The organism is Oecophyllibacter saccharovorans, from assembly GCF_006542375.1.
Lineage (GTDB): Bacteria > Pseudomonadota > Alphaproteobacteria > Acetobacterales > Acetobacteraceae > Oecophyllibacter > Oecophyllibacter saccharovorans.
Window position 1 is genome coordinate 1,716,652 of record NZ_CP038143.1, and the last position, 23,755, is coordinate 1,740,406.

A 23,755-nucleotide genomic window follows, 5' to 3' on the forward strand; every position below is an offset into this window, starting at 1 on the left:
GCCGAGGGGGAGAGCCGTCCATGTCGCCTGACCCTGACATGCCGCCTGCCCCTGTCATAGATGTGAAGGGCATGGACGTGCAGGGAATGCATACCGCTTACCGCCGGTTGCACCGCCGCCGCATGGCGGTGCTGGCGGTGCTGGGCGTGCTGATCTGCCTTTCCCTTCTGCTGGACTTCTCTCTCGGCCCGGCCGGGCTGACGCCGGTGCAGCTGTGGCATGCGTTGTGGCACCCGGGCGCGGGGACCGCTTCTATCATCGTCTGGCATATCCGCCTGCCTTACGCGCTGATGGCCCTGCTCGTGGGCATCGCCCTGAGCGCTTCAGGCGCTGAGATGCAGACCATTCTGGACAATCCGCTGGCCAGTCCCTTTACCCTGGGGGTGTCAGCTGCCGCGGCCTTCGGCGCTTCCCTGGCCATCGTGCTGGACTGGCGGCTGCCTTACGTCCCCGAAGACTGGATGATACCGTTCGAGGCCTTTCTCTTTGCCGTCGGCTCAGCCCTGCTGCTGGAGCTGGTGTCACGCCTGCGCGGCCATTCCACCTCCATGGTCGTTCTGTTCGGCATCGCCCTGGTGTTCACGTTCCAGGCGCTCGTCTCGCTCATGCAGTTCATCGCTGATGAAGATGCCCTGCAGGAGCTGGTCTTCTGGACGATGGGCAGCCTGACGCGCGCCGACTGGCCCAAGATCACTGTCCTGGCGCTGGGCTGCGCCATCGTGCTGCCGTTCAGCTGGCGCGCAGCGCCGGCCCTGACCGCGCTGCGGCTGGGCGAGGACCGGGCGGCAAGCTACGGTGTGAACATCCGCCACCTGCGGATCTGGGCGCTGCTGCGCATCAGCATCCTTTCGGCCCTGGCGGTCTCGTTTGTCGGCACGATCGGTTTTGTGGGCCTGGTCGCTCCCCATATCGCCCGCCGCCTGGTGGGCGAGGACCACCGTTTCTACCTGCCGGCTGCAGCCCTTTGCGGCGGGCTGATCCTCTCGCTCGCTTCCATCGCCGCCAAAAATCTCCTGCCGGGCGTGGTGATCCCGATCGGCATCGTGACAGCCCTGGTGGGCATTCCCTTCTTTCTGGCCATCGTGCTCAAGAGGCGCATATGACCCTGGTGCAGCCCGCAGCTTCTGACATTTCTTCCGCCCCCCATGGGCAACAGGGAGAAGAAGGGGCCCTGAAAGTCAGCCATCTCAACGTTGCCTATGGGCGCAGGACCGTCATTCCCGATCTCACGCTGGCGCCGCTGCAGCCAGGGCAGGTGACGGCTCTGCTGGGCCCCAACGGTTCGGGAAAATCAACCTTCCTGCGCGCTGTCGCCGGTCTGACGCCAAGCCGCGTCCTGCAGGACAAGGGGAGTGAGGGCGGCATCTGGCTGGGGCGTGCCTGCCTGTCGAACATGAATTCTGCCGAGCGTGCGAAACTGAGCGCCTACCTGCCACAGGCTCTGCCGCCTGCCGTGCACCTGCAGGTGCTGGAGGCGGTCATGGTCGCACGCCGGGCAGGCACGCCGATGGGGGCCGAGCAGGCCCTGGCTGAAAGCGTGGCGATGCTGGAGCGGCTGGGCATTGCCGATCTGGCGCTGCGCTACCTTGACGAGCTTTCGGGCGGCCAGCGCCAGCTAGTCGGGCTGGCGCAGGCCCTGGTGAGAAAGCCTGACCTGCTGCTGCTTGACGAGCCATTGAGCGCGCTGGACCTGCGCCACCAGGTTGCGGTGATGGAGGCGGTCCGCCAGCAGACCCGGGAGCGCAACATGGTGACGCTGCTGGTCGTGCATGACCTCAACATCGCCCTGCAGCGCGCCGATGACGTGGTTTTCCTCAAGGACGGCCAGTGCGTGGCCCAGGGGAAGGCACAGGAAGTGACCACGCCTGAAGTGCTGGCCAAGGTCTACGGCGTGCAGGCCCGCCTGGAAGTATGCGGCCAGGGCAGGCCGCATGTGCTCGTCGACGGTCTGGCTGAAAATGCCCCTGCCAGCCTGGTCGCGCCAGGGCCTGGGAAAGCGGAAAACTGACCCGGCCCTCCCTGGCGGGGACAGGAGAACTTTTTTTTCTGGCAAAACCTCTATAAGACGCCTCAAATGCCCAGGGCGTGAACTGCGGCGCGTGGCAGTGAGCGCAGTGACAGATGGAAAGGGAAAACGCATGGCCCAGGATGATCTCATCGAACCCGTCATCGGGGTGATCGGCGGTTCCGGCCTGTATGAAATCGAAGGGCTGGAGAACAGGGAATGGCGCACTTGTGAAACGCCCTGGGGCCGTCCCTCAGATGATCTGCTTTTCGGCACTTTCGACGGTGTGCGCTGCGTCTTTCTTCCCCGCCACGGGCGCGGCCATCCCCTGCCGCCCTCGCGGCTGAACTACCGCGCCAACATCGACGTTCTCAAGCGCGCCGGCGTCACAGACATCATTTCCCTCTCCTCAGTGGGGTCGCTCAAGGAAGAGCTGGCACCTGGGCATTTCGTGTTGCCCGACCAGCTGATCGACCAGACGCGCGACCGCCCCCGCACTTTCTTCGAGGAAGGGTGCGTCGCCCAGATCAGCATGGCCAACCCGTTTTCGAGCCGGCTGCTGAAAGTGCTGGGAGAGGAGGGCCACAAGCTCGACATGCCGCTTACGGTGGGAGGCACCTATGTGACCATCGAAGGCCCGCAATTCGACACGCGGGCCGAAAGCGAGCTCTATCGCTCCTGGGGCGCCTCAGTCGTGGGGATGACGGCGATGCCCGAGGCGGTGCTGGCGCGGGAGGCGGAAATCAATTACGCCGTGCTGGCCATGGTGGGCGATTATGATTCCTGGCATGCCAGCCACAACACCAGCGGCGTGGAAAACCTCCTGCGCATCCGCCAGGAGAACAGCCACCGCGCCTGTGAACTGCTGCGCAAGGCCATTCCCATCCTGGGACAGCCGCGCCCCATCTGCCCGACCGGAGCGGAACGGGCGCTGGATCATGCCATCATCACGCCTGCCGATATGCGCCACCCCGCCCTGCTGGCGCGCCTGGACGCCGTGGCGGGCCGCGTGCTTTTCCAGAATGACGATTGGGACGGCGAGTTCTGATCTCCCCGAGCCGGTCTCAGAGCTGAGACCCTTCCAGAAACCAGTAAAAAGCGCCGCTCTCCTGGCTGGAGAAACGGCGCTTTTTCATTGAGCCGGGAAGTCAGAGATCGGAAAAATCAGAGATACGTTTTGAAAAATTCCAGAGTGCGCTTCCAGGCCAGGCTGGCTGCTTCGGGGTCATAGCTGGCGCGCGTCGTGCAGCCGAAGCCGTGGCCGGCACCCGGATAGATGAAGATCTTCACTTCCGGACAGGCCTTGTGGATTGTCTCCCAGTCGGCCGGGGGAATATAGGAATCCTCGGCGCCGAACTGCAGTTCCGTCGGGCAGGCAGGCGGGGGGCTGCAGTGCTGGGCGATGCCGCCGCCATACCAGCAGTTGGCCGCATTGACGGGCAGACTCTGGGCCGCTTCCCAGGCCAGAAGTCCACCCCAGCAGAAGCCCAGAACGCCGACCGGAAAAGCCTTTTCGCCCCCTTTTGCGTGGCCTGCATGTTCCTTGCGCAATGTGTCCAGACAGGCAGCGATGAGTTGTTGGGGCACTCCGGGTGACAGCCGGTCGCGCAATGCCAGCCCTTCCGTCAGTCCGGCTTGGTCATAGGCCAGCACGGTGCCGGGACGGACTGGGTCGAACAGGGCAGGGGCCAGAACGTGGTAGTCCTGCTCTGCCAGGCTGTTGCAGACCTCGCGGATATAATCGGTCAGGCCGAAAATTTCCTGCAGGACAATCAAGCCCGCACGGGGGGTCACGCCTTCAGGAGGCAAGGCTTCCCAGGCCTGGAACGCCTGACCGTCAGCACCTGTCAGGTCGCGTAGGTGGGCCCGGACGCTCCCGGGTGCGGAGGGCCTTTCAGGAGGAGCGGAAGAGGGGGTGGAGGCGGCTGGCATGGGGCGGAAATCTCCGGGTGAACGGGGGTCTGGGGAAAAGCGGGGGCAGGCTGAATTTTTTTTTACCGCCCCCTTGGCGCTGTCAGAATTTCTCCCCATCTTTCTGACAGACCCTGCCTACAGGGCCAAGATATCTGATGTGTTGCTTTCCGGAAGGTCTGTCAGCCCCGTTGCCTGTATGTCTGGCAGGTGGCTGTTCCGAAGCCCGGAAAGCTGAAAACGCAATAATCCGGCAGCTCCGGGCACGCAATGGGCCTGGAGCTTGCCCAAACTGGAGTGCGCCATGACGAAGTTCCGTCCCCTTCACGACCGTGTGGCGGTCCGCCGCCTGGAAGGCGAGCAGAAGACTGCCGGCGGCATCATCATTCCGGATACCGCCAAGGAAAAGCCGATGGAAGGCGAGGTCGTGGCGGTCGGACCGGGCAGCCGTGACGAGCAGGGCAAGCTGATCCCGCTGGAAGTCAAGGTCGGCGACCGCGTGCTGTTCGGCAAATGGTCCGGCTCTGAAGTGAAGATCAATGGGGATGACCTGGTGATCATGAAGGAAAACGACATTCTGGGTATCCTGGGCTGATTTCCGCAGCAGGTTTCTCTGCCCTCCCTGGGGGGCAGGGAGGCCGGCAATTCTGCGGTCTCACAGGCAACCGTCTGAAATTCTGAAGGAGTTCAAGTCGTAATGGCTGCTAAAGACGTAAGATTCGGCGCCGATGCGCGCGAAAAGATGCTGCGTGGCGTGGACGTTCTGGCCAACGCCGTGAAAGTGACCCTGGGCCCCAAAGGCCGCAATGTGGTGCTTGAGAAGAGCTACGGCGCTCCGCGCATCACCAAGGACGGCGTTTCCGTCGCCAAGGAAATCGAACTGGCTGACAAGTTCGAGAACATGGGCGCACAGATGGTGCGCGAGGTCGCTTCCAAGACCAATGACCTGGCCGGTGACGGCACCACCACCTCCACCGTTCTGGCGCAGGCCATCATCCGCGAAGGTGCCAAGGCCGTGGCCGCGGGCATGAATCCGATGGATCTCAAGCGCGGCATCGACAAGGCCGTCGCGCAGGTGGTTGATGAGCTGAAGTCCCACACCAGCAAGATCAACACCCCTGAAGAGATCGCCCAGGTCGGCACGATTTCCGCCAATGGCGAGGAAGAGGTCGGCAAGATGATCGCCGAAGCCATGGAGAAGGTCGGCGCTGAAGGCGTGATCACCGTGGAAGAGGCCAAAGGCCTGCACACCGAGCTCGACGTCGTCGAGGGCATGCAGTTCGACCGTGGCTACATCTCCCCTTACTTCGTGACCAACACCGAGAAGATGGTCGCTGATCTGGATAACCCCTATATTCTGATCTACGACAAGAAGCTCTCCACGCTGCAGCCCATCCTGCCGCTGCTTGAAAGCGTCGTTCAGTCCGGCCGCCCGCTGCTGATCATCGCTGAAGACGTTGACGGCGAAGCCCTGGCCACCCTGGTGGTGAACAAGCTGCGCGGCGGCCTGCGCGTCTGTGCCGTGAAGGCCCCTGGCTTCGGCGACCGCCGCAAGGCCATGCTGGAAGACATTGCCGTGCTGACCGGCGGCCAGGTGATTTCCGAAGATATCGGCATCAAGCTCGAGAACGTCTCTCTCGACATGCTGGGCAGCGCCAAGAAAGCGCATGTCACCAAGGAAACCACCACCATCGTTGAAGGCTCGGGCAACTCCGACGCCATCAAGGCGCGTTGTGGCCAGATCCGTGAGCAGATCAAGGACACCACCTCCGATTACGATCGTGAGAAGCTGCAGGAACGCCTGGCGAAACTGGCCGGTGGCGTGGCGGTGATCCGCATCGGTGGCAGCACCGAGGTGGAGGTGAAGGAGCGCAAGGACCGCGTTGACGACGCCCTGCACGCCACCCGCGCAGCGGTCGAGGAAGGCATCGTGCCTGGTGGCGGAACCGCCCTGGCGCGTGCCAGCCAGAACCTGGCCAATGTGCCGGTTGCCAATGAGGACCAGCGCGTCGGTGTTGAGATCGTGCGCAAGGCCCTGCAGTCCCCCCTGCGCCAGATCGCGCACAATGCGGGTCAGGACGGTGCGGTTGTGGCGTCCAAGGTGCTGGAGAACAAAAGCTATCCTTATGGCTTTGACGCCCAGACCGATGAGTACAAGGATCTCGTGAAAGCAGGCATCATCGATCCGACCAAGGTCGTGCGCACGGCCCTGCAGGATGCGGCTTCCGTGGGTGGCCTGCTCATCACCACCGAAGCCATGGTGGCCGAACGCCCCGAAAAGAAGGCGGCTGCCGGTGCTGATGAAGGTATGGGTGGCATGGGCGGAATGGGAGGTATGGGCGGCATGGGCTTCTAAGCCCATCCCCTTCCTCCGGACGACCCGGCCGGGAAGCTTCGTTGTTTTCCCGGCCATCCTGCCTGCCCGCAGCTTTCCCTTGCGGCCGAGACAAGAAAAATCCTGCTCCCTTTTTCAGGGGCGGGATTTTTTTATGTCTTTTTATCGGAAGTCCCGCCTGGCCTTCAGGAGAGATTGGCTTCTGTAAGCTCCGGACCCTGGCCTTTCCGGGCCAAAAAAGCGCTGATGTCCTCCATCGCCTGTGCCAGCGGCAGGTGCTGGACGGGCACGCCTTCAGGGAAGGCTGAAAGCAGCCGGGTAGGCAGGCGCCGGTCCAGCATGACGAAGACGCCGTAATCATCTGCGCGCCGGATGAGCCGCCCGAAGGCCTGGCGCAGGCGCAGGCGCGTCAGCTGGTCGTCATAGCTGCCCGGCGCTTCGCCGCTGTCCTTAAGGAGGTGGCGGCGCCTTTCACGGTGCAGGATATCAGGCCGCGGCCACGGCGTGCGCTCGAACACCACCATGCGCAGGGCTTCGCCGGGCACGTCCACCCCGTCACGCATGGCATCGGTGCCCAGCAGGCAGCTGTGCACTTCCGTGCGGAAGATATCGACGAGCGTTGCGTTGTTCATGACGTCGACATGCTGGGCGTAGAGCGGCAGCCCACGGAGTCCGAGCGGTTCATGAATGCGCCGGTACACTTCACGCAGGCGGCGGATGGCCGTGAAAAGTCCCAGTGCCCCGCCGCCCGCGCATTCGAACAGCTGCTGGAAGGCGCGCGCCAGAGGGGCGATCTCTCCTGAAACATCCGTGATGATATAGGCCCGTGTCTGCCGCCCGTAATCAAACGGGCTCATCAGGGCGGCGCGGTAGGGAGGCTTGAGAAAATGCGCAGCGCCCACCCGCTGTTCGGCCTTCTGCCATTCCAGGTTCTCATCGCCCTGGGGCAGGCGGTCGCGCAGGGTGGCGGAAGTCACCAGAAGACCGTGCGAGGTCGTCTGGAAGATGCGGGCAAAGGGAATGGTCGGGTCGATCCAGTGCCGGTGCAGGGCGATGTCGCGGCCTTCGCGCTGGCCTGCGCTGTTGCGGGCGAAAGGCAGGGGCACCTGCCGGATGAAATCGACAAACGCCTTTCGCTCCTCGCCTGCAACAGCGGCTGAGCTTTCGCTGAGCGTTGCATCCTCAGGTTCTTCAGAAGCGCCTGCGGTAGCGATCATGGTCCGCAGCATGGCGTTCCAGCCCTGAACGGGAGCCAGCGCGCGCCTGTAAAGGCTGCGGATAGCCGCTTCCACGCGCTCGATCTGGGCAGGTTCAAGATCGGGATCGTTTTTGAGCGCTTCGCCAAGGGCCTGGATGAGACGCCGCAGGGCGGTTTCCATGCGCTGCAGGCTGCCTGTCAGTTCCTGGGCCGCTTCAAGCAGAGAGGGGGTGAGAGGATAGAGATCGCATTCCTGCTGCTCATGCGTGCCTGAACGTGCAGCGGGCCGGGAAGGCGACAGCTCTTCTGAATCCAGCGGTTCAGGCGGGCGGGGTGAAAACCGGCCGGTGGCCAGACGGTTTTTCCCGTCTTCCATGCGTGTCTGAAGGTGCAGTTCCATGGCGCGCAGCATGTTTTCAGCCGGATTGACAAGCTCTGTGTCCTGCACAGGCAGCGTGAGGCTTTCAGTCTCCAAACCGGTGTCAGTGCCGGTTTCCTCAGGCGGGGGCGCGTGGGTCGGCCCCCCGGCCTGTGTGGCTTCTTCCAGGCGCAGGCTCCAGCCAGGGGCCGGCAGGGCCTGGCTGGTTGCATCCAGCAGGTTCTGGAGGAACGGAGCTGCTGTAGGGACAAGCGCCAGAACGTCCTCCATACGGCGGCGCAGGCCGCGGGCACGGGAGCGACGGCCTTCCGCGCCCAGAATCCAACGCCGCAGCTCAGCCGCTTCCAGCCCGGAAAAGGTGAGGGAGAAGGCGCTGTCAGCGGCCTGGGCGATGTGGTGCCCTTCATCGAACACGTAGCGCGTCGGCATGCCGTTTTCATCGCCGATCTTCGCGCCTGTCTCGCTCTGGGGCACCAGGGCGTTCCAGGCAGCGTGGGAGAGGGTGAGGGCATGGTTGGCAATGACCAGGTCCGCCTGGCGGGCGCGGCGGATGCTGTGCTCGACAAAGCAGCTCTGGTAATGGGGGCAGGCGCCGTGAATGCATTCACCGCGCCGGTCGGCAATGCTGGCGAGCAGGCCGGGCGGGAACAGTTCGCCGAACCAGCCCGGCAGGTCGCCGCCCGGAATATCGCCATCCTGCGTGGCTTCCGCCCAGCGGGCCAGCAGAGCCAGGGGAATGAGCGCCTGGGCCAGATGCGGGGGGCGGTTGAGGGCCGCCTGGGTCACTTCCTCGAAATTGAGCAGGCAGAGATAGTTCTCCCGCCCCTTGCGCACAACCGCCTTGAGATGGCGTGTCTGCGGATCCGGATAAAGCCGGGTCAGCTCCTGATCGATCTGGCGCTGGAGGTGGCGGGTATAGGTGCTGATCCATACCGCGCCATCATTGTTTTCAGCCCAGAGACTGGCCGGGGCGATATAGCCGAGCGTCTTGCCGGTGCCCGTACCCGCTTCAGCCAGGACCACATTCGGCATGCCGGGCATCTCCCGCGGTGCAAACGCTTCCGTAGCCGCAGAAGCGAAGTCAGCCTGGCCCGGCCTGGCCTCGGCCTGCGCGCCCAGCATGCGCGCCAACCTTTCGCGGGCGGCGCGCGCACTGACGGGCTGGCTGCCGGGCAGGGGGCGGGGAGGCGCGTCCTCCCATTGGGGCAGGCGCTTCCAGACCTGCAGGGCTTCGTGCCCTGGCGCGGCGTCGGGCTCTGTTTCCTGCACGGGCTCCTGGGAAGCGCTCGGAGAATCCAGGGCTTCCTCAAGCACGCTGCTGACGATGGGCGCCCAGGCCCAGCCAGCGCGTGCCATGGGCCGGAGCAGGCCCCTGAGACTCTCTCCCTGGCCTGCACGCGCCTGGAGCTGCAGGTCTGCCAGGAGGCGTTCAGCCAGCTGCGGCAGCAGGTCTGCCTGGATTCCTTCCGCCTCGACTGCCTGGCGCAGCGGCGCATTCAGCGCTTCCCACGCGTCGCCGGGTTCTTCTTCATGCGCCTGGTCGTCTGGCAGGAGGTCCGGGGGCAGAACTTCCGGTTTTTCAGTCAGGGCGCGGGCCAGGCCGCGTGGGGTGGGGGTGACCGGGCGGGCGGGGTGGACGAACAGGAACAGCTCCAGTAGGTCCAGGCAGGGGACGGGCTGCGGCTCGGGCGGGAGGTCCAGCAGGCGCAGGGTTGCAGGGCTGTGCACCAGCAGGGGCGGCGGGAGCGTGCGCAGCTGCGTGCGGGTGGCAGCCCCGTCGAGCTCAAGCAGTTCCCCGTCCTCGGTGAGGAGGGAGGAAAGGCCGTGCCGGGCGATGAGCGCGGGCAGGGGCGGCAGGCGTGGTGCTGAAAAGACCATGGCCCAGCATAGCTTCTGTGGGCAAGCGGGCGAAAGGCCTGCCTCTCCGCTCAGGAGAGAAGCGGAAAAAGGGCTTGAAAAAAGGATTGACGAACGGGTGGGCACGCGCGCAGGAGGCACAGTCTGCTCGGCACGCTGAGGGTCACGGCAGCTTGACCAGAGTGCAGCCCCTTCACTAGATTTATCCTCCTTATGCAGAAAACCCAGCCCATGTCTCCTGTCCGCTCCCCTGCAGCCCCGGGCACGCCTGATGTTTCGGACGGCAGCTTTCCCAGACTCTGGCCCTTTGAAGAGGCGCGAAAACTGGCCGAGCGGGTGGCGGACCGCGATCCGAGCCAGCCGGTCCTGCTGGAGACGGGCTACGGCCCCTCCGGCCTGCCGCATATCGGCACTTTCGGGGAAGTGGCACGCACAAGCTGGGTGCGCCAGGCCTTCACGGCTATGACCGGCCGCCCGACCCGCCTGCTGGCTTTCTCCGATGACATGGACGCCCTGCGCAAAGTGCCGACGAACGTGCCCCAGCAGGAAATGCTGCAGGCGCATCTGGGCCTGCCCCTGTCGCGCGTGCCGGATCCGTTCGGCACGCATGAAAGCTTTGCCGCCCACAACAATGCCCTGCTGCAGCAGTTCCTGGACGATTTCGGCTTCGATTATGAATTCGCCTCTGCCACCCGCTATTACACCAGTGGCCGCTTTGATGCCGCCCTCAAACGGGTGCTGGAAGTCCATGACGAAATCATCGCGATCATCGCCCCCACTCTGGGCGCTGAACGGCGTGCCACCTATTCGCCCGTCCTGCCCCTGCACCCTGAAACGGGCCGCGTGATGCAGGTGCCCATTCTCGCAGTCGATGCAGAGGCCGGCACGGTTACGTGGGAAGATGAGAGCGGAAAGCGTTTCGAGACCTCGGTTTACGGCGGGCAGGCCAAGATGCAGTGGAAGGCCGACTGGGCGATGCGGTGGTATGCGCTGGGGGTCGATTATGAGATGTCGGGCAAGGACCTGATCGACAGCGTCAAGCTTTCATCGCGCATCTGCCGCCTGCTGGGCAAGGAACCGCCGGCCACGCTGACCTATGAGCTTTTCCTGGATGCGCAGGGGCAGAAAATCAGCAAGTCCAAGGGCAACGGCCTGTCCGTGGAGGAATGGCTCCGCTACGGCCCCACCGAAAGCCTGGCGCAGTACATGTTCCAGCAGCCCAGCCGGGCCAAGAGGCTGTATTTCGATGTCATCCCGCGTGCGACAGACGATTACCTGAGCCAGGTGCAGAAAGGGGCGACGCAGACGCCTGAAGAGCTGCGGGCCAATCCGGCGTGGTTCGTGCATGAAGGCACTCTGCGGCCTGAAGCCACCAGTCCGGTTTCATTCACGGCCCTTTTGAACCTGGCCGGGGTGGCCAATGCCCAGGCACCTGAAACGCTCTGGAAATTCCTCAAGCGCTATGACGCGTCGCTCGATCCCGAGACGCACCCTTATCTGGCGCGCCTGGTCGAGCATGCGATCGTGTATTTCAATGAGCGCGTCCGCCCCGGCAAGGTCTACCGTGCGCCAAGCGAGCGGGAGCGCAAGGCCCTGGGGGATCTGGCCGCCGAGCTCGGGCAGCTGCCTGAGGGCGTGACACCTGACGAGGTGCAGAACGTGGTGTTTGAGGTCGGCAAGCGTTACTTCCCCAAAGCGGAGCTGCGTTCGTGGTTCGGCTGCCTTTACGAGGTCCTGCTCGGCCAGAAGGAAGGCCCGCGTTTCGGCATTTTCGCAGCCCTTTTCGGTCTGCCTGAAACCATCGCCCTGATCGAGGAGGGCCTGGCGCGCCCTGCCGAAAGTCCGGCGGCTTAAGGGCCTGGCAGGGCAGGGGCGCGTGCAGACCGTCTTAAGGGAGGAACCGCCGCCGCTTGCAGGGTGGAAGCGACTGGCGCACCGGCTGCCCGCACTGTTCGGGCTGCTGCTGCTGTGTGCGGCCAGTTTCGTGATCTGGCGCGAGCTCAAGCACCTTTCGGTGCATGACATTCTTGCCAGCCTGCGGGCCATTCCGGCCAGCGCTCTCTGGGAGGGGGCGGCAGCAACGTTCCTTTCCTATTTCATCCTCTCCTTCTACGACACCCTGGCCTGCCGCTGTGTCGGGGTGCACGTGCCGTGGCGGCGCACGGCATTTGCCGCCTTCTGCTCCTACGTTCTGTCGCACAACCTGGGCTGCTCGGCCATTTCCGGCGCTGCGGTGCGCTACAGGCTCTACAAGAGCTGGGGCGTGCCGGGGCCGAAGATCGCCTCCATCATCGCCTTCTGCTCGCTGACCTACCTGCTGGGAACGCTGGGACTGGTCGGGCTGATCCTGCTGTGGCAGCCCCAGACCATCCCATTGGTCAATCATCTGCCGCCCTGGGTGCCGCGCCTGGCAGGAGGGGCCTGTTTTGCCGCTCTGGGCGCGTATCTGGTCCTGGCCACCCGGCGGCGCGAGATCCGCTGGGGCCGTTTCAGCATCGAGCTGCCTGACTGGAAGATCGGTCTGCTGCAGATCCTGGTCAGCATGGCGGATGTTTCAGCCACCGCTCTGATCGCCTGGTGCGTCCTGGCCCCTTTCCCCCCGCATTGCACGCTGACCTTCGGCGGGTTCCTGGCAATCTACCTCATGTCCTACACGGCTGGGCTGGTCGCCAGCGTGCCGGGCGGGCTGGGCGTCTTTGATAGCTCCATGCTGCTGGCGCTGTCTCCCTGGTTCGGGGCCTCGCACATCATGGGCGCGGTGCTGGTATTCCGCCTGTTTTATTACATCATTCCCCTGGTGCTGGCGGGACTGATGTTTGCAGGCCATGAAATCTCCATCCGGGTTGCGCCGCTTCTGGCACGGCGGGGCTATATCTTCCGCCCTGATGTCGCCCAGCGGGATTCGGAAGCGGATTTCTCCGTGGGCGTGGCCGCGGGGCTGGAAGCGCTGTTCGGCGTCGGGCTGCTGCTTTACGCGCTCCTGGTCCGCCTGCCGCGTTATCCCTCCTGGTGGCATGAGGCGCTGATCCAGGTGGATGCCTTCCTGCTGGCGGTCAACGGGGTGGTGATGATCGGTCTGGCGCCCGGGCTGCTGCAGCGTGTGTCCCTGGCGTGGCGGCTTTCGATGGCCGTGCTGCTGACCACCACGCTGCTCCTCCTGCTGGGGGGCGCTGCTTGGTGGACCTATGTGCCCCTCCTGGTACTGCTGCTGGTGCTGGCGCCCTTCAGGGGCTGCTATTACCGCGAGGCCCAGTGGCGCGTCGCACCGCTATCGCCTTCCATCCTGGCCCCGCTGTCTCTCTGGCTGATGGCTCTGGCGGCCATGGGGTGGATTGCCCACCAGCATCACGTCGGCCTGCTGTGGTGGCAGGGGCTGCTGCATGATGCCCCAGCGGTCAACGGACGCTGGTTTTTGGCGATTTCCGGGCTGTTCTGCCTGCTGGCTCTCTGGTGTGCGCTGCGGCGCTCGCGGGTGCAGCCACTGCCCTGGCTGATGAGCAACGCAGCTTCCTATGCCTGTCTCTCTGATGACCTGGCTTCTCAGCACTTTCCTGCACGCACGGCTCTGGCCCCGTCAGGGATTATTCAGGATGAAACCCATCAGGCCGCGATTGCCTTTGTCCCGACCGATATCTTCGTGCTCGGCCTCGGCACGCCGGTGGGCAGTGAGCGTTACCGGGTCGCTGCCATCTGGCAGCTGCGTGACTATGCCGAGCAGCTGGGCCGTAAGCTGGCCATTCTCCAGGCCGATGAGAGCTACCGTGAGGTCTATGCCGATCTGGGGCTGAATGTCGGTCGGCCGATCGAAGGCGGTTGGGTTTTCTGCAGCGTTGATGGCTATGAAAGGCTGATGCAGATTCTGGCCCAGTTCTCCGTCGTGCCCCGCCAGGACGACTGAGGCGCCGCAACAGGCTGGGCTCAGTTGAGGTTCAGACAGCTTGAGTTCAGTCCGGGTCCAGGCCTGAGTGAGGCTCACTGAAGAAGCTGTCCCGGCTTTCTTTGAGCGTGTCGTGGAAACTGCCGTCATGCCCGTAAGCGGCAAGAGAGGTGAAGCCCGGCTCGCCCCCGCTCTGGAAATGCTCCAGCAGATGCAGCCGGTCCACGACAAACTCCCGGCTGCGAAACAGGTTGTTCTTCTGGATCCAGCCTGCCGCTTCAGCGCGCCGTCCGGGTTCCAGCTGCCCGATGGTGACATGGGGGCGGAAGCGGTGGCGGGACTGCGGCAGGATGCTCTGGCGGAACTGGCGGTCGATGCGCTGCCTTAACTGCAGCAGCGGCTCCTGAGGGACCACGGCGCAGGCCAGCCGGTCATTCCTGTTTTCCCGCGCTGGCGCTTCCAGCAGCAGGAGCTCCTTCAGGCTGAGAGAAAAAGGGCTCCAGCGCAGGCGGCTCAGTCCGAAATCCAGCTCTTCAAGAAGGCGGCCATCCGTTATCTGGCCCAGCGGGCGCAGGCAGAGAAAGAGCTGCTGCTGGGGGGTCCAGTCAACGCCGGGCAGCGTGCCGCGCAACAGGCTCAGGTCAGCGGCCAGTGCTGGCGGGAGGGGCAGGGAAAGGGAGAGTTTCATCACCTGCCAGATTTACAGCTTCCAGCCCTGCAGGGCCAGCGGGCAGGCGGCTTCGGCAAAGGCATGGGTTCTGATATGGGCGTATAGGGGGGTGACTTGACTCTCAGCAAACAAGCCCCACATTTAAGCAAACTTAAAGGCGCGCAAGCGCCGTTGTCCTGACGGACATGCCGGCGTGCCCGGTGGTCCCTTCGTTCTTAGGAACTTCCTCGCATTTCTCGGGAAATAACATGTCTAATCCTTATAATTATCAGTCAGCGGATCAGCAGGCTTTCGGCGTCATGGATGCCGGACTGCGCGCTTACATGATCCGTGTTTTCGGCTGGATGACGCTGGGTCTGGTCCTGAGTGGCCTCACCGCCTACGTCGTGGCTCACAGCTCCCTGCTGGGCGTGTTCTATCATATCGTTGCCACGCCGACCGGCACTGCCGTTACGGGCATGACCGCGCTGGGCTGGATCGCAGCCCTGTCTCCGTTAGCTTTCGTGCTGGTGCTGTCTTTCGGGGTCAACCGGCTGTCGCGCCAGATGGCGCAGGGGCTGTTTCTGCTCTTCAGCATCGTGACGGGCGTCAGCCTTTCCACGCTGCTGCTGTTCTATACCGGCACTTCGGTAATGCAGACTTTCTTCATCACGGCCAGCGTGTTTGCCGCCATGGCGCTGTGGGGATACGTGACGAAGCGCTCGCTGGTCAGCTGGGGCTCCTTCCTCATGATGGGCTTGCTGGGCCTGCTGATCGCCTCCCTGGTCAACATCTTCCTGCACAGCTCGGCCATGGCAACGGTGATCTCGATCATCGGCGTGCTCCTGTTCACCGCGTTCACGGCCCATGACACCCAGCGCATCAAGCTTTCCTACCAGCAGGCCCTGGCCTACATGCCGCCTGAAGAGATCAACAAGAACAGCGTCTATGATGCGCTGGACCTGTATCTGGATTTCATCAACCTGTTCCAGTACCTGCTGCAGTTCACCGGCAACCGTTCCAACAGCAACTGACCTTCCGGTGACAGAACCGGGGAACTGAACGGCAAAAGGGCCCCTCTTGATTGAGGGGCCTTTTTTATATCTGCTTCAGGTCCGGCAGCTGCCAACCATGAAAAACCCCGCCTGACCGGCGGGGAGAAAGTTTCAGTCCTTTTGGGGCTCGGGAGAAAGCAGGGGCAGCTTGTCGGGCCGTCCGTCCCATTCCTTCGCATCGGCAGGCGGGGTGCCCTTCACGCTGATATTGGGCCAGGTGGCTGCAAACTTGGCGTTGATCTCCAGCCAGGGCGTTGCGCGTTCATCGCTGTCGGGCAGGATCGCTTCAGCCGGGCATTCCGGCTCACACACGCCGCAGTCAATGCATTCCTCCGGATTGATGACGAGGAAATTCTCCCCTGCGTAAAAGCAATCGACGGGGCAGACTTCCACACAATCCATGAACTTGCAGTTGATGCAGTTTTCCGTGACCACATAGGTCATTGCACTCTCCGGGTGTCATTCAGGGCAGCCTGTCGCGCCCAGGGCATGGGTTCAGGGGAAAGATATGCCGAAAATATGTGGCGACTGGCAAGAGGCCAGCGACGTTTCAGACATATTTACGCCCTTTTTTCGAGGCTTTCTCCTTCATTCTCCTCCACAACTTCATAAGTCAGCCGCGCTTCAGCAGCCGGGCCACGGCGCGTGGTCAGCGCGCAGACCCGCCAGACATGAACGGCCCGCTCACCCGGCCGGCCGTGGGGGGCGGGAAAGACCAGGACATCTCCCGGCCGGACCCGGGTATGGGCTTTGCGGAGCCGCTGGCCGTTGAGCCGCACCTTGCCGCTTTCTATGAAACGCGCACACAGGGCCCGTGTTTTGGCCAGGCGCGCATAATAAAGCCAGAGGTCGAGTCGCTGCGCTGAGTCCGGCTCTGCTTCGGGAGACCCATTCATCGTGAGAGGCCTTGTGGACGACGCGTGGCCTGGTTTGGGCTCATTTCTTTTTGTTCCGCGTTCTGCGCGTGCCTGAAGGAGTGGGCAGCTTTCCAGACTGTGCCTCCGACCACGCGGCGAGCCCTGCAAAGGGCGAATCAGCAAGCGGCTTTCTTCCCTTGGGTTGTCCTTTTGGTGCACCCCTATCTGGCACAGCTTCCCGTCTGCCAGCAGTTTTTCTGGTGCTCCCACGGCCTGCCTGCACCATGAGCGGCGCGGGCGGCCCGAACTGGTCTGCAGGCAGGGAGGTAGGGGGCACAGGGCGCAGCAGCAGGCCTTTCAGCAGAGCGGGCAGCTGGGCCGGGGTCACGTTCAGCCGGCTGGCCAGGTCAGGCGGGGCCTGGCGCTGACTGGCGCCCCGCCTGGGTAGGAGCTGGCCGAGAACGGTTTCGGCAATGTCGATTCTCACCCAAACAGGCCCGGCCTCAATCCATCCTGGCAGCCCGGCCCCTTCACTGGCAGGCAGGGAAACGCGACCGCCCTGCGGCGCGGTGAGCGTGGCCCCCTGCCAGAGCCCTGCCAGAAGCACCATGGTTTCCATAAGGGGGGCTTTGAGCAGGGGGCGGTGATAGATGTGGCGCGGCCCGATCACCACGCCGAGGCGGCGCAGGCTCTCTCTGTCAGAGCGGGGCAGCTGCCGGTCAGCGGCGAGGGTTGGGGTGGTGCCGCCGTCTTCAGTCAGGCGGTGTATGAGGCCGCGCAGGCCAGGCTGGCCAGCGACTTTCTGACCCAGGCTCAGGAAGGGCTGCAGCCGGACTTGCAGATGCTGCGTGACCAGACGGGTCGCATGGGCCTCCACGCTTTGCTGCTGGGCTGCGTCCTGGAACTCGCCTGGCAGAAGTCGCAGGGCGGGCTGGAAGAAACTCTCCCCCTTTTCAAGCCGGGCGATCGGTGCGCCTTGCCAGGACAGGACACCGTTTCCCGCCCATTCAAGGGCTTCAGCAGAGCTCTGCAGGAAGCGCCTGACGCGCTGGGGGAATTCCTGGCGCAGCGCTTTGCGGGCCGTGCGCATGAGCAGGGCGGCCTCAGCCCCGTCAGCCGGCATGTCGGCTTCGAGGCTGAAGCCTCTGATCTGCCCGACTTCATGGCCTTCCACGAGAATCCGCCCGTCGCGTCTGACCGCATGGAGGAGCTCAGGTTCTTCGCCCGTCGGGGCGCGGCGCAGAAGGGCGGTGGCGCGCTTGTTGACGAAGCGGGCTGTCAGGCGTTCGTGCAGCGCGTCAGAGAGCCGTTCCTCAACTTCGCGGCTGCGCTGCTGCCAGTGCCGCCCGTTGCGCATCCACCCCTGGCGTGCGGCCACATAGGCACAGATCCGCACGCCTGACAGGCGGTGCATGAGCGTGTCGATATCGCCTTCCGTGCGGTCAAGGCCGCGCAACTGACCGTCCAGCCACTGGGCCGGAACCTGGCCATTGCGGAGCAGTTCCTGGAAAAGCCGGCCGCAGAGCCGGGCATGGCTGCCGTCGCCTATCTTGCGGAAATCGGGGATCTGACACACATCCCACAGCAGCGAGGTGGCTTTGCGCCCCTGCGCCAGGGGGCGGATTTTATCGTCACGGATCAGGGCGTTGAGCACTTCGACGTCTGAAGAGATACGCCCTGCGATGAGCTCGGGGCGCGGAGGGCTGCGCTGGAGGCTGTGGAGCAGGGCTTCAGGCCCGCTGTAGTCAAGCTGGCTCTGGCGCCAGCAGATCTGCCTGACAGGCTCGAAATGGTGGCCTTCAATGGCTTCCACCATGGCCGTGCTCATGGGTGGGCAGCTGCCGGTGGTGCCGAAGGTTCCGTCGCGCATGCCCCGGCCCGCACGACCGGTGATCTGCGCGATCTCCTGCACCTGCAGAGGCCGCGTCATGCGCCCGTCGAACTTGTGCAGCCCCGCCAGGGCCACGTGGTCGACATCCATGTTCAGCCCCATGCCGATCGCGTCAGTGGCAACCAGGTAATCGACTTCCCGGTTCTGGTAGAGCGCGATCTGGGCGTTGCGCGTGCGCGGGCTGAGACGGCCCATGATGATGGCGCAGCCGCCGCGCCGCTGGCGGATGGCTTCGGCCAGGGCGTAGACCTCGGTTGCCGAGAAGGCGACGATGGCCGAGCGGGGCGGGAGGCGGTTGAGGCTGAGCGGGCCTGCATCGCTCAGCTGGGAGAGGCGGGGCCGCGTGTCGATGGTGATGCCGGGCACGAGACGGCTCAGCAGGCCACGCATGGTCTCAGCACCCAGAAACAGCGTTTCGCTGCGGCCGCGTGCATGGAGCAGGCGTTCGGTGAACACATGGCCCCGCTCCGGGTCGGCTGCGAGCTGGATCTCGTCGATCCCGACAAAGTCCATTCTCCGGTCCAGCGGCATGGCTTCGACCGTGCAGGAAAACCAGCGCGCATTGGGGGGAACGATCTTCTCTTCGCCCGTGAGCAACGCCACATTGTGCCGTCCCTTGGCCCTGACCAGGCGCTCATAGTTCTCACGCGCCAGCAGTCGCAGGGGAAAGCCCATCATGCCGCTGCCATGGGCCATCATGCGGGTCAGGGCATAGTGGGTCTTGCCTGTATTGGTCGGCCCCAGCAGGGCGTGCACTTCCCCAGGCCTGGTTGCAAATGAAGGCGCTAATGAAGACATTGAAGGCAGAGAGGGGGTCGTCATGAGGGAAAGGTCGGCGGCCCGCAGCGCAAAAGCAAGGCATGCAGGTCAGAAAATACCCCGGAAGTTGGCACCGAAAGCTCAGGCCCGGGGTTTCGCCCCCGCTGTTTCATACGTAGGTTTCTGTATCCCGCTTTCCTTGCACGGCGCGTCCTGGACTTACTGTGCAGTCGTCTTGCCTCCTTGCACGCACGCCACGGTGAGGGCGCCGTGATTTTCTGGAGCCATCCGGCAATGTCCAACCCTGTTTCCGATCCTGCCCCTGGGGCCGTCCTGCCGCTTGTGGCCCCTCCAGCGTCCGGCCAGGCCGCTGACAGCGTTCTGCCGCTCTATCTCGTCGCACCTGGGGACAAGGCGGCGGTTGAGCGCCTGTGCGGGGCGGCATTGCCTTTCCTTAAGGCCCAGGGGTTTGAAGGCAAAGCGGGCGATTTCACCCTGCTGCCGGAACTTTCCAGTCTTGCGGGCCAGAAATCCGCGCAGGCGCAGGACTGCAAAGAAGAGGGCTTGCGCGGCGCGCTTTTCTGTCTGCCTGCAAAAGGCGGCCCTTATCCTTTCGGCAGCCTGGCGCAGTTGCTCCCGTCCGGTCTGTGGCGTCTGGAAGGGCCGGGCGCAGCGGGCCCTGAGCAGGCGGTCCTGCAGGCTGACGCGGTGCTGGGTTTCTGCCTGGGCCGTTACCGCTACCGGCTGGAAGGGGAGGGCTCTTCGCCTGCGCCAGGGCCGCGCCTGGTCAGGCCGCAGAACCTGCCGGCCGAGACCGAAATCCTGGCGCGCGCCATCTGGTTCGGCCGTGACCTGGTCAACATGCCCGCCAATCTTCTCGGCCCGGCAGAACTGGCTGAAGCAGCAGCCCTGGCGCTGAAAGCGCGGGGCGCCGAAGTGGAATGGGTGACTGGTGACGCGCTTGCGGTTGCCTATCCCTGCCTGGCGGCGGCAGGTGCAGGCTCGGACCGTGCGCCCGTGGTGATCGTGGGGAAATGGGGGGTGGATGACGGCAGGCGGCCCAAGCTGTCGCTGGTGGGCAAGGGGGTGTGCTTCGATACGGGCGGGTACGATCTCAAGCCTGCCTCGGCCATGCTGCGGATGAAAAAGGACATGGGTGGTGCAGCCCTCGTGCTGGCCCTGGCCTGCGCCTTGATCGAAGCCGGGGCCGAGCTGGTGCTCGAGATCCGTCTCGGCTGCATAGAGAACAGCGTTTCAGGCCATGCCATGCGCCCGAGCGATGTGGTGCAGACCCGCAAGGGCCTGACGGTGGAAATCGGCAATACGGATGCCGAGGGGCGGTTGGTGCTGTGTGACCTGCTGACCGAAGCGGCGGAGAGCGAGCCTGACATTCTGCTTGACGCTTCGACCCTGACCGGCGCTGCGCGCGTGGCCCTCGGCCCTGACCTGCCTGCCCTGTTTGCCAATGATGACACCACTGCGGACCGGCTTATCCAGGCCGGGCGGGAAGTGCATGATCCCATGTGGCGCCTGCCTCTCTGGGATGAGTATGAGTCATGGCTGGATAGCGATATCGCTGATTGCTGCAATCTCTCCTCCCAGCCGATGGCCGGGGCCATTACGGCGGCGCTTTTCCTGCAGAAATTCGTCCCTCCCGGTCAGAAATGGGTGCATATCGATACTTATTCCTGGAGTGACACTGCGCGCCCCGGGCGCCCGAAAGGGGCAGAAATCCTGGCGTTGCGCGCGCTGTTTAAGGCTTTTTCAAGATATCAAGACAGGTGATATGCATATTGTGCATAGGTAATATGTTCATTCTTCCAGAAGGCCGCAGCACCCTTCGATAAATACTTGCGCTTCCGTTCCAAATGTCCCACCTGATGAAGCACTACGGCACCCATTGTGCCCTTAATCAATGAGAAAGGTTCTCTTGCAGAGGCAGCTTGTCGGGGCAGGACGTGGGCCTGTTTCCAGCCGCTTCCTCCAAGCCCGTCATGCGGCACCCCCAAGGCCGGGGCTGCCTGGCTTTCTTCTCTCCGTTGGGGAGGGAGTGGGGCGACAAGCGCATGAAGCGTCTGTGCCAGGGGACCGCAAAGGAGTTTTCCGATGTCCTCCAATGATCGTCTGCTTTGTCTGCTGCGCGACACCATCACGGCCATTGTCCGTGGCGACGGGGCTGATCTCTCGGCCCGTCAGCTGGGCGTGTTCCTGACCTGCTACCTTCAGGATGGCGCCCATACCGTCCGCGGGCTGGCCCAGGCGCTGAATGTCTCCAAGCCTGCCATCACCCGCGCGCTCGACCGGCTGGGTGAGCTGGACCTGGCACGCCGCAAGGTGGATCCGCTGGACCGGCGCTCGGTGCTCGTGCAGCGCACGCTGCGTGGGGCGGCCTATCTGCGCGAGCTGCGTACTGTCATGAACGGTGCCGAGCTTGCCGGCCGCAGCGCGCCGATGGCCGAGACGCCTTCCGTGCGCATGGTGAGCTTCGGCGGCGCGCGCTGAGGGCGGGAGAGAGACCATCCCAGCCTCTTCCCGACCGCCTGTCCCCTTCCTTGACCTTGCGGCCCAGCAGAAAAGGCTGGAACCGGTCCTGCGGCAGCGGCTGGAGAAAGTTCTTTCCCATTGCCGCTTCGTGATGGGACCGGAGGTGGAGGAGCTGGAGCGGGAACTGGCCCGCTTCAGCGGGGCGCGCCATGCTATCGGGGTCTCTTCAGGTACCGATGCCCTGCTGGCGGTCATGATGGGAGAGGGCATCGGCCCCGGCGACGCGGTTTTCCTGCCAGCCTTCACCTATACCGCCACTGCTGAAGTCGTGCTGCTGCTGGGGGCCACGCCGGTCTTTGTGGATGTGGACCCTGACACCTTCCAGATCGATCCTCACTCGCTTGCGCGTCGCCTGCAGGACGTGCGCACGAATGGGGAACTCACGCCGAAGGCCGTGATCGGGGTTGATCTCTTCGGTCAACCCGCGCCCTGGGTACGCCTTCAGGCTTTTGCCGCCTCTCACAATCTGGTCCTCATCGCAGACTGTGCGCAGGCTTTCGGCGCTTCTCTGAATGGCCGCAGGCTGGGCACCCAGGGGCTGGCCACGACACTCTCCTTCTTTCCCGCCAAGCCCCTGGGCGCTTACGGGGACGGAGGTGCCATCCTCACTGACGATGACGAACGGGCGGCTCTCTACCGCTCCCTGCGCAGTCACGGGGAAGGGCAGCAGCGTTATGACGTGCAGCGCATTGGGCTCAATGCGCGGCTTGATACGCTGCAGGCCGCTGTTCTGCTGGCGAAAATGGAACTTTTTGAAGAGGATCTGGCGCGCCGCCGCGAAGTGGCGCGGCTTTACGATGCGGGGCTGCCCGCTCGCGTCCGCCCGCCGCCGCACGTTCCTCACAGCGAGAGTGCCTGGGCGGTTTACTGCGTGACCCTGCCATGCCGCGCGGAGCGGGATTCCCTGCAGCATTTCCTGCGGGAGGCAGGCGTGCCGAGTGCCATCTATTATCCGCGCCCCCTGCACCACCAGCCGGCTTATGAAAAATGCCATGACGGCACGTTGCTGCCGGTTTCAGAAGGGCTTGGGGATCGGGTGCTGGCGCTGCCCATGCACCCTGACCTCACAGCTGAAGATCAGGCCCGTGTGCTTGAGGCTATCGGGCAATGGGACCGGCAGGCCAGCGCCTGAGGGCTGGTCTGCCTGAACCTGGCCCGGCTTTTGAGCTTCAGACCGGTTTTCCGCTGTCAGCGCCGTCGCTTTCAGAGGCCGCACGGACAGCGGATTTGGAAGCAGGCTTTGCAGCCCCCTTTTTCGCTGTGGCAGCTGCGAGCTCTTCGGGGCGCATTTCAGCTGTTTCCACCAATGTGGTCTGCGGGTCGGCCAGGGGCGGGAGCGCCTTGCCGAACACGGCCAGCAGGGCTGCGGTCAGCGGGGAGGCCAGCACCAGCCCCGGCACGCCGAGGATGGAACTGCAGACGGTCTGCGACAGGATGGCCAAAGCCGGAGGCATGTGCACGGCACGCCGCTGAATGAGGGGGCCGAAGATGTTTCCTTCGCAGAACTGGATCACGCAATAGAGAATGGCAACGAACAGCACTTCCTGCGTGCTGACCGACAGCGCGATGATCAGGGCGGGTACTGCGCCGAGAAAAGCGCCGATATAGGGAATGAAGTTGCAGAGCCCGGCCACCGCGCCCAGAGCGAAGGCAAGCGGCACCCCCAGCAGACCCAGCCCGATCCCCGACAGCAGTCCCACCACCAGCATGTCCAGCGCCTGGCCTGCCGTCCACGCCCACAGGGTGGACCCTGCGGTGCAGAGCAGCATGCGTGCGTTCTTGCGGTAGGCAGGCGGGACGAGGCGCAGGAAGCCGTTGATGTAAAGGGATGGGGAAAGGGCGAAATAGAAGGCGGCGATAAGGATGACCAGCAGGGTGGCGATCAGGCCGAAAGCGCTGCTGAGAAGGCCGGTCAGCGAGCCTGCCAGGCCCCCGAAGCCGATATTGCTGCCAAGCCCGATGCGGTCATTGCCGCCAAGGGCGGTCGGCACGTGATCGAGGATGGTCTTGCCCACCGAAGACTGTGACAGGTGAAGCCTGAGATCGGTAAGCTGCGAGATCAGCGCGGCTTTGAGGGTCAGGAACTGTTCCCAGATGCCCGGACCGCTGGGCCAGAAAAGGGCCGTCAGGATGAGAAGGATGGCCAGCGCGACCAGGCCCACGGCAAGCTGGTAGGGAATGAAGGGCAGGTGCCTGCGCAGCATCCGCGCCAGCCCGTTCAGCACGACCGCGACCAGGGCTGAGGCGAACAGCACCATCAGCACATCGCCGATCAGCCAGATCGCCAGAAGGGTCAGGGCGGTGAAAATGGTGAAACGGGCCATTTTGGCCAGCTTGACGATGGCCACGCCCGCTTCCTGGTCAGGATTGGCAGAGGTCGAACTGGGCGTGCGGTTGAAGAAAAGAGCCATTCAGCAATACTTTCAGCCGGGAAAGCC

The 23,755-nt window shown here is 64.1% G+C and carries 18 protein-coding genes; 11 read left to right on the forward strand and 7 right to left on the reverse strand.

Going from position 1 to position 23,755, the window contains the following annotated elements:
• The first annotated feature begins 20 nt into the window (after positions 1 to 20).
• The 3 genes from E3E11_RS07445 (at position 21) to mtnP (ending at position 3,053) form a co-directional block, all read left to right on the forward strand.
• Positions 21 to 1,103 carry a FecCD family ABC transporter permease gene (locus E3E11_RS07445; protein WP_196778305.1) on the forward strand — a complete coding sequence of 361 codons (1,083 nt, stop codon included), beginning with the start codon at positions 21 to 23 and terminating at the stop codon, positions 1,101 to 1,103.
• The gene (locus E3E11_RS07450; RefSeq protein WP_141451831.1) at positions 1,100 to 2,008 is read left to right on the forward strand and encodes an ABC transporter ATP-binding protein; all 909 of its coding nucleotides are present in this window, start codon (positions 1,100 to 1,102) and stop codon (positions 2,006 to 2,008) included. Before E3E11_RS07445 ends, E3E11_RS07450 begins: the two co-directional genes overlap by 4 nt.
• Before the next feature lie 130 nt (positions 2,009 to 2,138).
• The gene (mtnP, locus tag E3E11_RS07455; RefSeq protein WP_141451832.1) at positions 2,139 to 3,053 is read left to right on the forward strand and encodes an S-methyl-5'-thioadenosine phosphorylase; all 915 of its coding nucleotides are present in this window, start codon (positions 2,139 to 2,141) and stop codon (positions 3,051 to 3,053) included.
• A gap of 116 nt (positions 3,054 to 3,169) precedes the next feature.
• Here the strand turns inward: mtnP and E3E11_RS07460 are convergent, their stop codons facing one another.
• Positions 3,170 to 3,937, reverse strand: coding sequence for a dienelactone hydrolase family protein (locus E3E11_RS07460; RefSeq protein ID WP_141451833.1), 768 nt, complete (start codon positions 3,935 to 3,937; stop codon positions 3,170 to 3,172).
• A gap of 283 nt (positions 3,938 to 4,220) precedes the next feature.
• Between E3E11_RS07460 and E3E11_RS07465 the strand changes: the two genes are divergently transcribed.
• Both E3E11_RS07465 and groL read left to right on the forward strand, forming a co-directional pair.
• Positions 4,221 to 4,511 carry a co-chaperone GroES gene (locus E3E11_RS07465; protein WP_141451834.1) on the forward strand — a complete coding sequence of 97 codons (291 nt, stop codon included), beginning with the start codon at positions 4,221 to 4,223 and terminating at the stop codon, positions 4,509 to 4,511.
• Positions 4,512 to 4,613: 102 nt separating this feature from the next.
• Positions 4,614 to 6,272 (forward strand): chaperonin GroEL, encoded by a 1,659-nt coding sequence (groL, locus tag E3E11_RS07470; protein WP_141451835.1) that lies wholly within the window; start codon positions 4,614 to 4,616, stop codon positions 6,270 to 6,272.
• Positions 6,273 to 6,436: 164 nt separating this feature from the next.
• Here groL and E3E11_RS07475 read toward each other — a convergent pair whose 3' ends face one another.
• The gene (locus E3E11_RS07475; protein ID WP_141451836.1) at positions 6,437 to 9,706 is read right to left on the reverse strand and encodes an ATP-dependent DNA helicase; all 3,270 of its coding nucleotides are present in this window, start codon (positions 9,704 to 9,706) and stop codon (positions 6,437 to 6,439) included.
• A 210-nt stretch (positions 9,707 to 9,916) separates the two neighbouring features.
• Here E3E11_RS07475 and E3E11_RS07480 point away from each other — a divergent pair, with 210 nt between their 5' ends.
• Positions 9,917 to 11,539: a lysine--tRNA ligase gene (locus E3E11_RS07480; protein ID WP_141451837.1), complete on the forward strand. Its 1,623-nt coding sequence runs from the start codon at positions 9,917 to 9,919 to the stop codon at positions 11,537 to 11,539.
• 22 nt (positions 11,540 to 11,561) lie between these two features.
• Positions 11,562 to 13,583 carry a lysylphosphatidylglycerol synthase domain-containing protein gene (locus E3E11_RS07485; protein ID WP_141451838.1) on the forward strand — a complete coding sequence of 674 codons (2,022 nt, stop codon included), beginning with the start codon at positions 11,562 to 11,564 and terminating at the stop codon, positions 13,581 to 13,583.
• 46 nt (positions 13,584 to 13,629) lie between these two features.
• Here E3E11_RS07485 and E3E11_RS07490 read toward each other — a convergent pair whose 3' ends face one another.
• Complete coding sequence (locus E3E11_RS07490) at positions 13,630 to 14,250, reverse strand: 2'-5' RNA ligase family protein (RefSeq protein WP_141451839.1); 621 nt, start codon at positions 14,248 to 14,250, stop codon at positions 13,630 to 13,632.
• A 230-nt stretch (positions 14,251 to 14,480) separates the two neighbouring features.
• On the opposite strand from E3E11_RS07490, the gene E3E11_RS07495 reads away from it, so the two are divergent.
• Positions 14,481 to 15,245 (forward strand): Bax inhibitor-1/YccA family protein, encoded by a 765-nt coding sequence (locus tag E3E11_RS07495; RefSeq protein WP_141451840.1) that lies wholly within the window; start codon positions 14,481 to 14,483, stop codon positions 15,243 to 15,245.
• Positions 15,246 to 15,377: 132 nt separating this feature from the next.
• Here the strand turns inward: E3E11_RS07495 and fdxA are convergent, their stop codons facing one another.
• The 3 genes from fdxA to E3E11_RS07510 all read right to left on the reverse strand — a co-directional run bounded on the left by fdxA (position 15,378) and on the right by E3E11_RS07510 (position 18,836).
• A complete protein-coding gene (gene fdxA / locus E3E11_RS07500; protein ID WP_141451841.1) occupies positions 15,378 to 15,710 on the reverse strand; it encodes a ferredoxin FdxA in 333 nt (110 codons plus the stop codon).
• A gap of 116 nt (positions 15,711 to 15,826) precedes the next feature.
• A complete protein-coding gene (locus E3E11_RS07505; RefSeq protein ID WP_141451842.1) occupies positions 15,827 to 16,162 on the reverse strand; it encodes an RNA-binding S4 domain-containing protein in 336 nt (111 codons plus the stop codon).
• A 40-nt stretch (positions 16,163 to 16,202) separates the two neighbouring features.
• A complete protein-coding gene (locus tag E3E11_RS07510) occupies positions 16,203 to 18,836 on the reverse strand; it encodes a helicase-related protein (RefSeq protein ID WP_231118893.1) in 2,634 nt (877 codons plus the stop codon).
• A gap of 231 nt (positions 18,837 to 19,067) precedes the next feature.
• On the opposite strand from E3E11_RS07510, the gene E3E11_RS07515 reads away from it, so the two are divergent.
• The 3 genes from E3E11_RS07515 (at position 19,068) to E3E11_RS07525 (ending at position 22,449) form a co-directional block, all read left to right on the forward strand.
• Entirely contained in the window at positions 19,068 to 20,558 is a 1,491-nt protein-coding gene (locus tag E3E11_RS07515) for a leucyl aminopeptidase family protein (protein ID WP_141451843.1), read from the forward strand.
• A gap of 321 nt (positions 20,559 to 20,879) precedes the next feature.
• Entirely contained in the window at positions 20,880 to 21,275 is a 396-nt protein-coding gene (locus E3E11_RS07520) for a MarR family transcriptional regulator (protein WP_141451844.1), read from the forward strand.
• 16 nt (positions 21,276 to 21,291) lie between these two features.
• Complete coding sequence (locus tag E3E11_RS07525) at positions 21,292 to 22,449, forward strand: DegT/DnrJ/EryC1/StrS family aminotransferase (RefSeq protein ID WP_141451845.1); 1,158 nt, start codon at positions 21,292 to 21,294, stop codon at positions 22,447 to 22,449.
• Positions 22,450 to 22,486: 37 nt separating this feature from the next.
• On the opposite strand, the gene E3E11_RS07530 is transcribed toward E3E11_RS07525, so the two are convergent.
• The gene (locus E3E11_RS07530) at positions 22,487 to 23,728 is read right to left on the reverse strand and encodes an AI-2E family transporter (RefSeq protein ID WP_141451846.1); all 1,242 of its coding nucleotides are present in this window, start codon (positions 23,726 to 23,728) and stop codon (positions 22,487 to 22,489) included.
• Positions 23,729 to 23,755 lie beyond the last annotated feature (27 nt).

Bases quoted from the DNA above. Each gene is read 5' to 3' on its own strand.
- E3E11_RS07445 (WP_196778305.1), top strand. From the start codon at position 21: ATGTCGCCTGACCCTGACATGCCGCCTGCCCCTGTCATAGATGTGAAG.
- E3E11_RS07450 (WP_141451831.1), top strand. From the start codon at position 1,100: ATGACCCTGGTGCAGCCCGCAGCTTCTGACATTTCTTCCGCCCCCCAT.
- mtnP (WP_141451832.1), top strand. From the start codon at position 2,139: ATGGCCCAGGATGATCTCATCGAACCCGTCATCGGGGTGATCGGCGGT.
- E3E11_RS07460 (WP_141451833.1), bottom strand. From the start codon at position 3,937: ATGCCAGCCGCCTCCACCCCCTCTTCCGCTCCTCCTGAAAGGCCCTCC.
- E3E11_RS07465 (WP_141451834.1), top strand. From the start codon at position 4,221: ATGACGAAGTTCCGTCCCCTTCACGACCGTGTGGCGGTCCGCCGCCTG.
- groL (WP_141451835.1), top strand. From the start codon at position 4,614: ATGGCTGCTAAAGACGTAAGATTCGGCGCCGATGCGCGCGAAAAGATG.
- E3E11_RS07475 (WP_141451836.1), bottom strand. From the start codon at position 9,706: ATGGTCTTTTCAGCACCACGCCTGCCGCCCCTGCCCGCGCTCATCGCC.
- E3E11_RS07480 (WP_141451837.1), top strand. From the start codon at position 9,917: ATGTCTCCTGTCCGCTCCCCTGCAGCCCCGGGCACGCCTGATGTTTCG.
- E3E11_RS07490 (WP_141451839.1), bottom strand. From the start codon at position 14,250: ATGAAACTCTCCCTTTCCCTGCCCCTCCCGCCAGCACTGGCCGCTGAC.
- E3E11_RS07495 (WP_141451840.1), top strand. From the start codon at position 14,481: ATGTCTAATCCTTATAATTATCAGTCAGCGGATCAGCAGGCTTTCGGC.
- fdxA (WP_141451841.1), bottom strand. From the start codon at position 15,710: ATGACCTATGTGGTCACGGAAAACTGCATCAACTGCAAGTTCATGGAT.
- E3E11_RS07505 (WP_141451842.1), bottom strand. From the start codon at position 16,162: ATGAATGGGTCTCCCGAAGCAGAGCCGGACTCAGCGCAGCGACTCGAC.
- E3E11_RS07510 (WP_231118893.1), bottom strand. From the start codon at position 18,836: ATGACGACCCCCTCTCTGCCTTCAATGTCTTCATTAGCGCCTTCATTT.
- E3E11_RS07515 (WP_141451843.1), top strand. From the start codon at position 19,068: ATGTCCAACCCTGTTTCCGATCCTGCCCCTGGGGCCGTCCTGCCGCTT.
- E3E11_RS07520 (WP_141451844.1), top strand. From the start codon at position 20,880: ATGTCCTCCAATGATCGTCTGCTTTGTCTGCTGCGCGACACCATCACG.
- E3E11_RS07530 (WP_141451846.1), bottom strand. From the start codon at position 23,728: ATGGCTCTTTTCTTCAACCGCACGCCCAGTTCGACCTCTGCCAATCCT.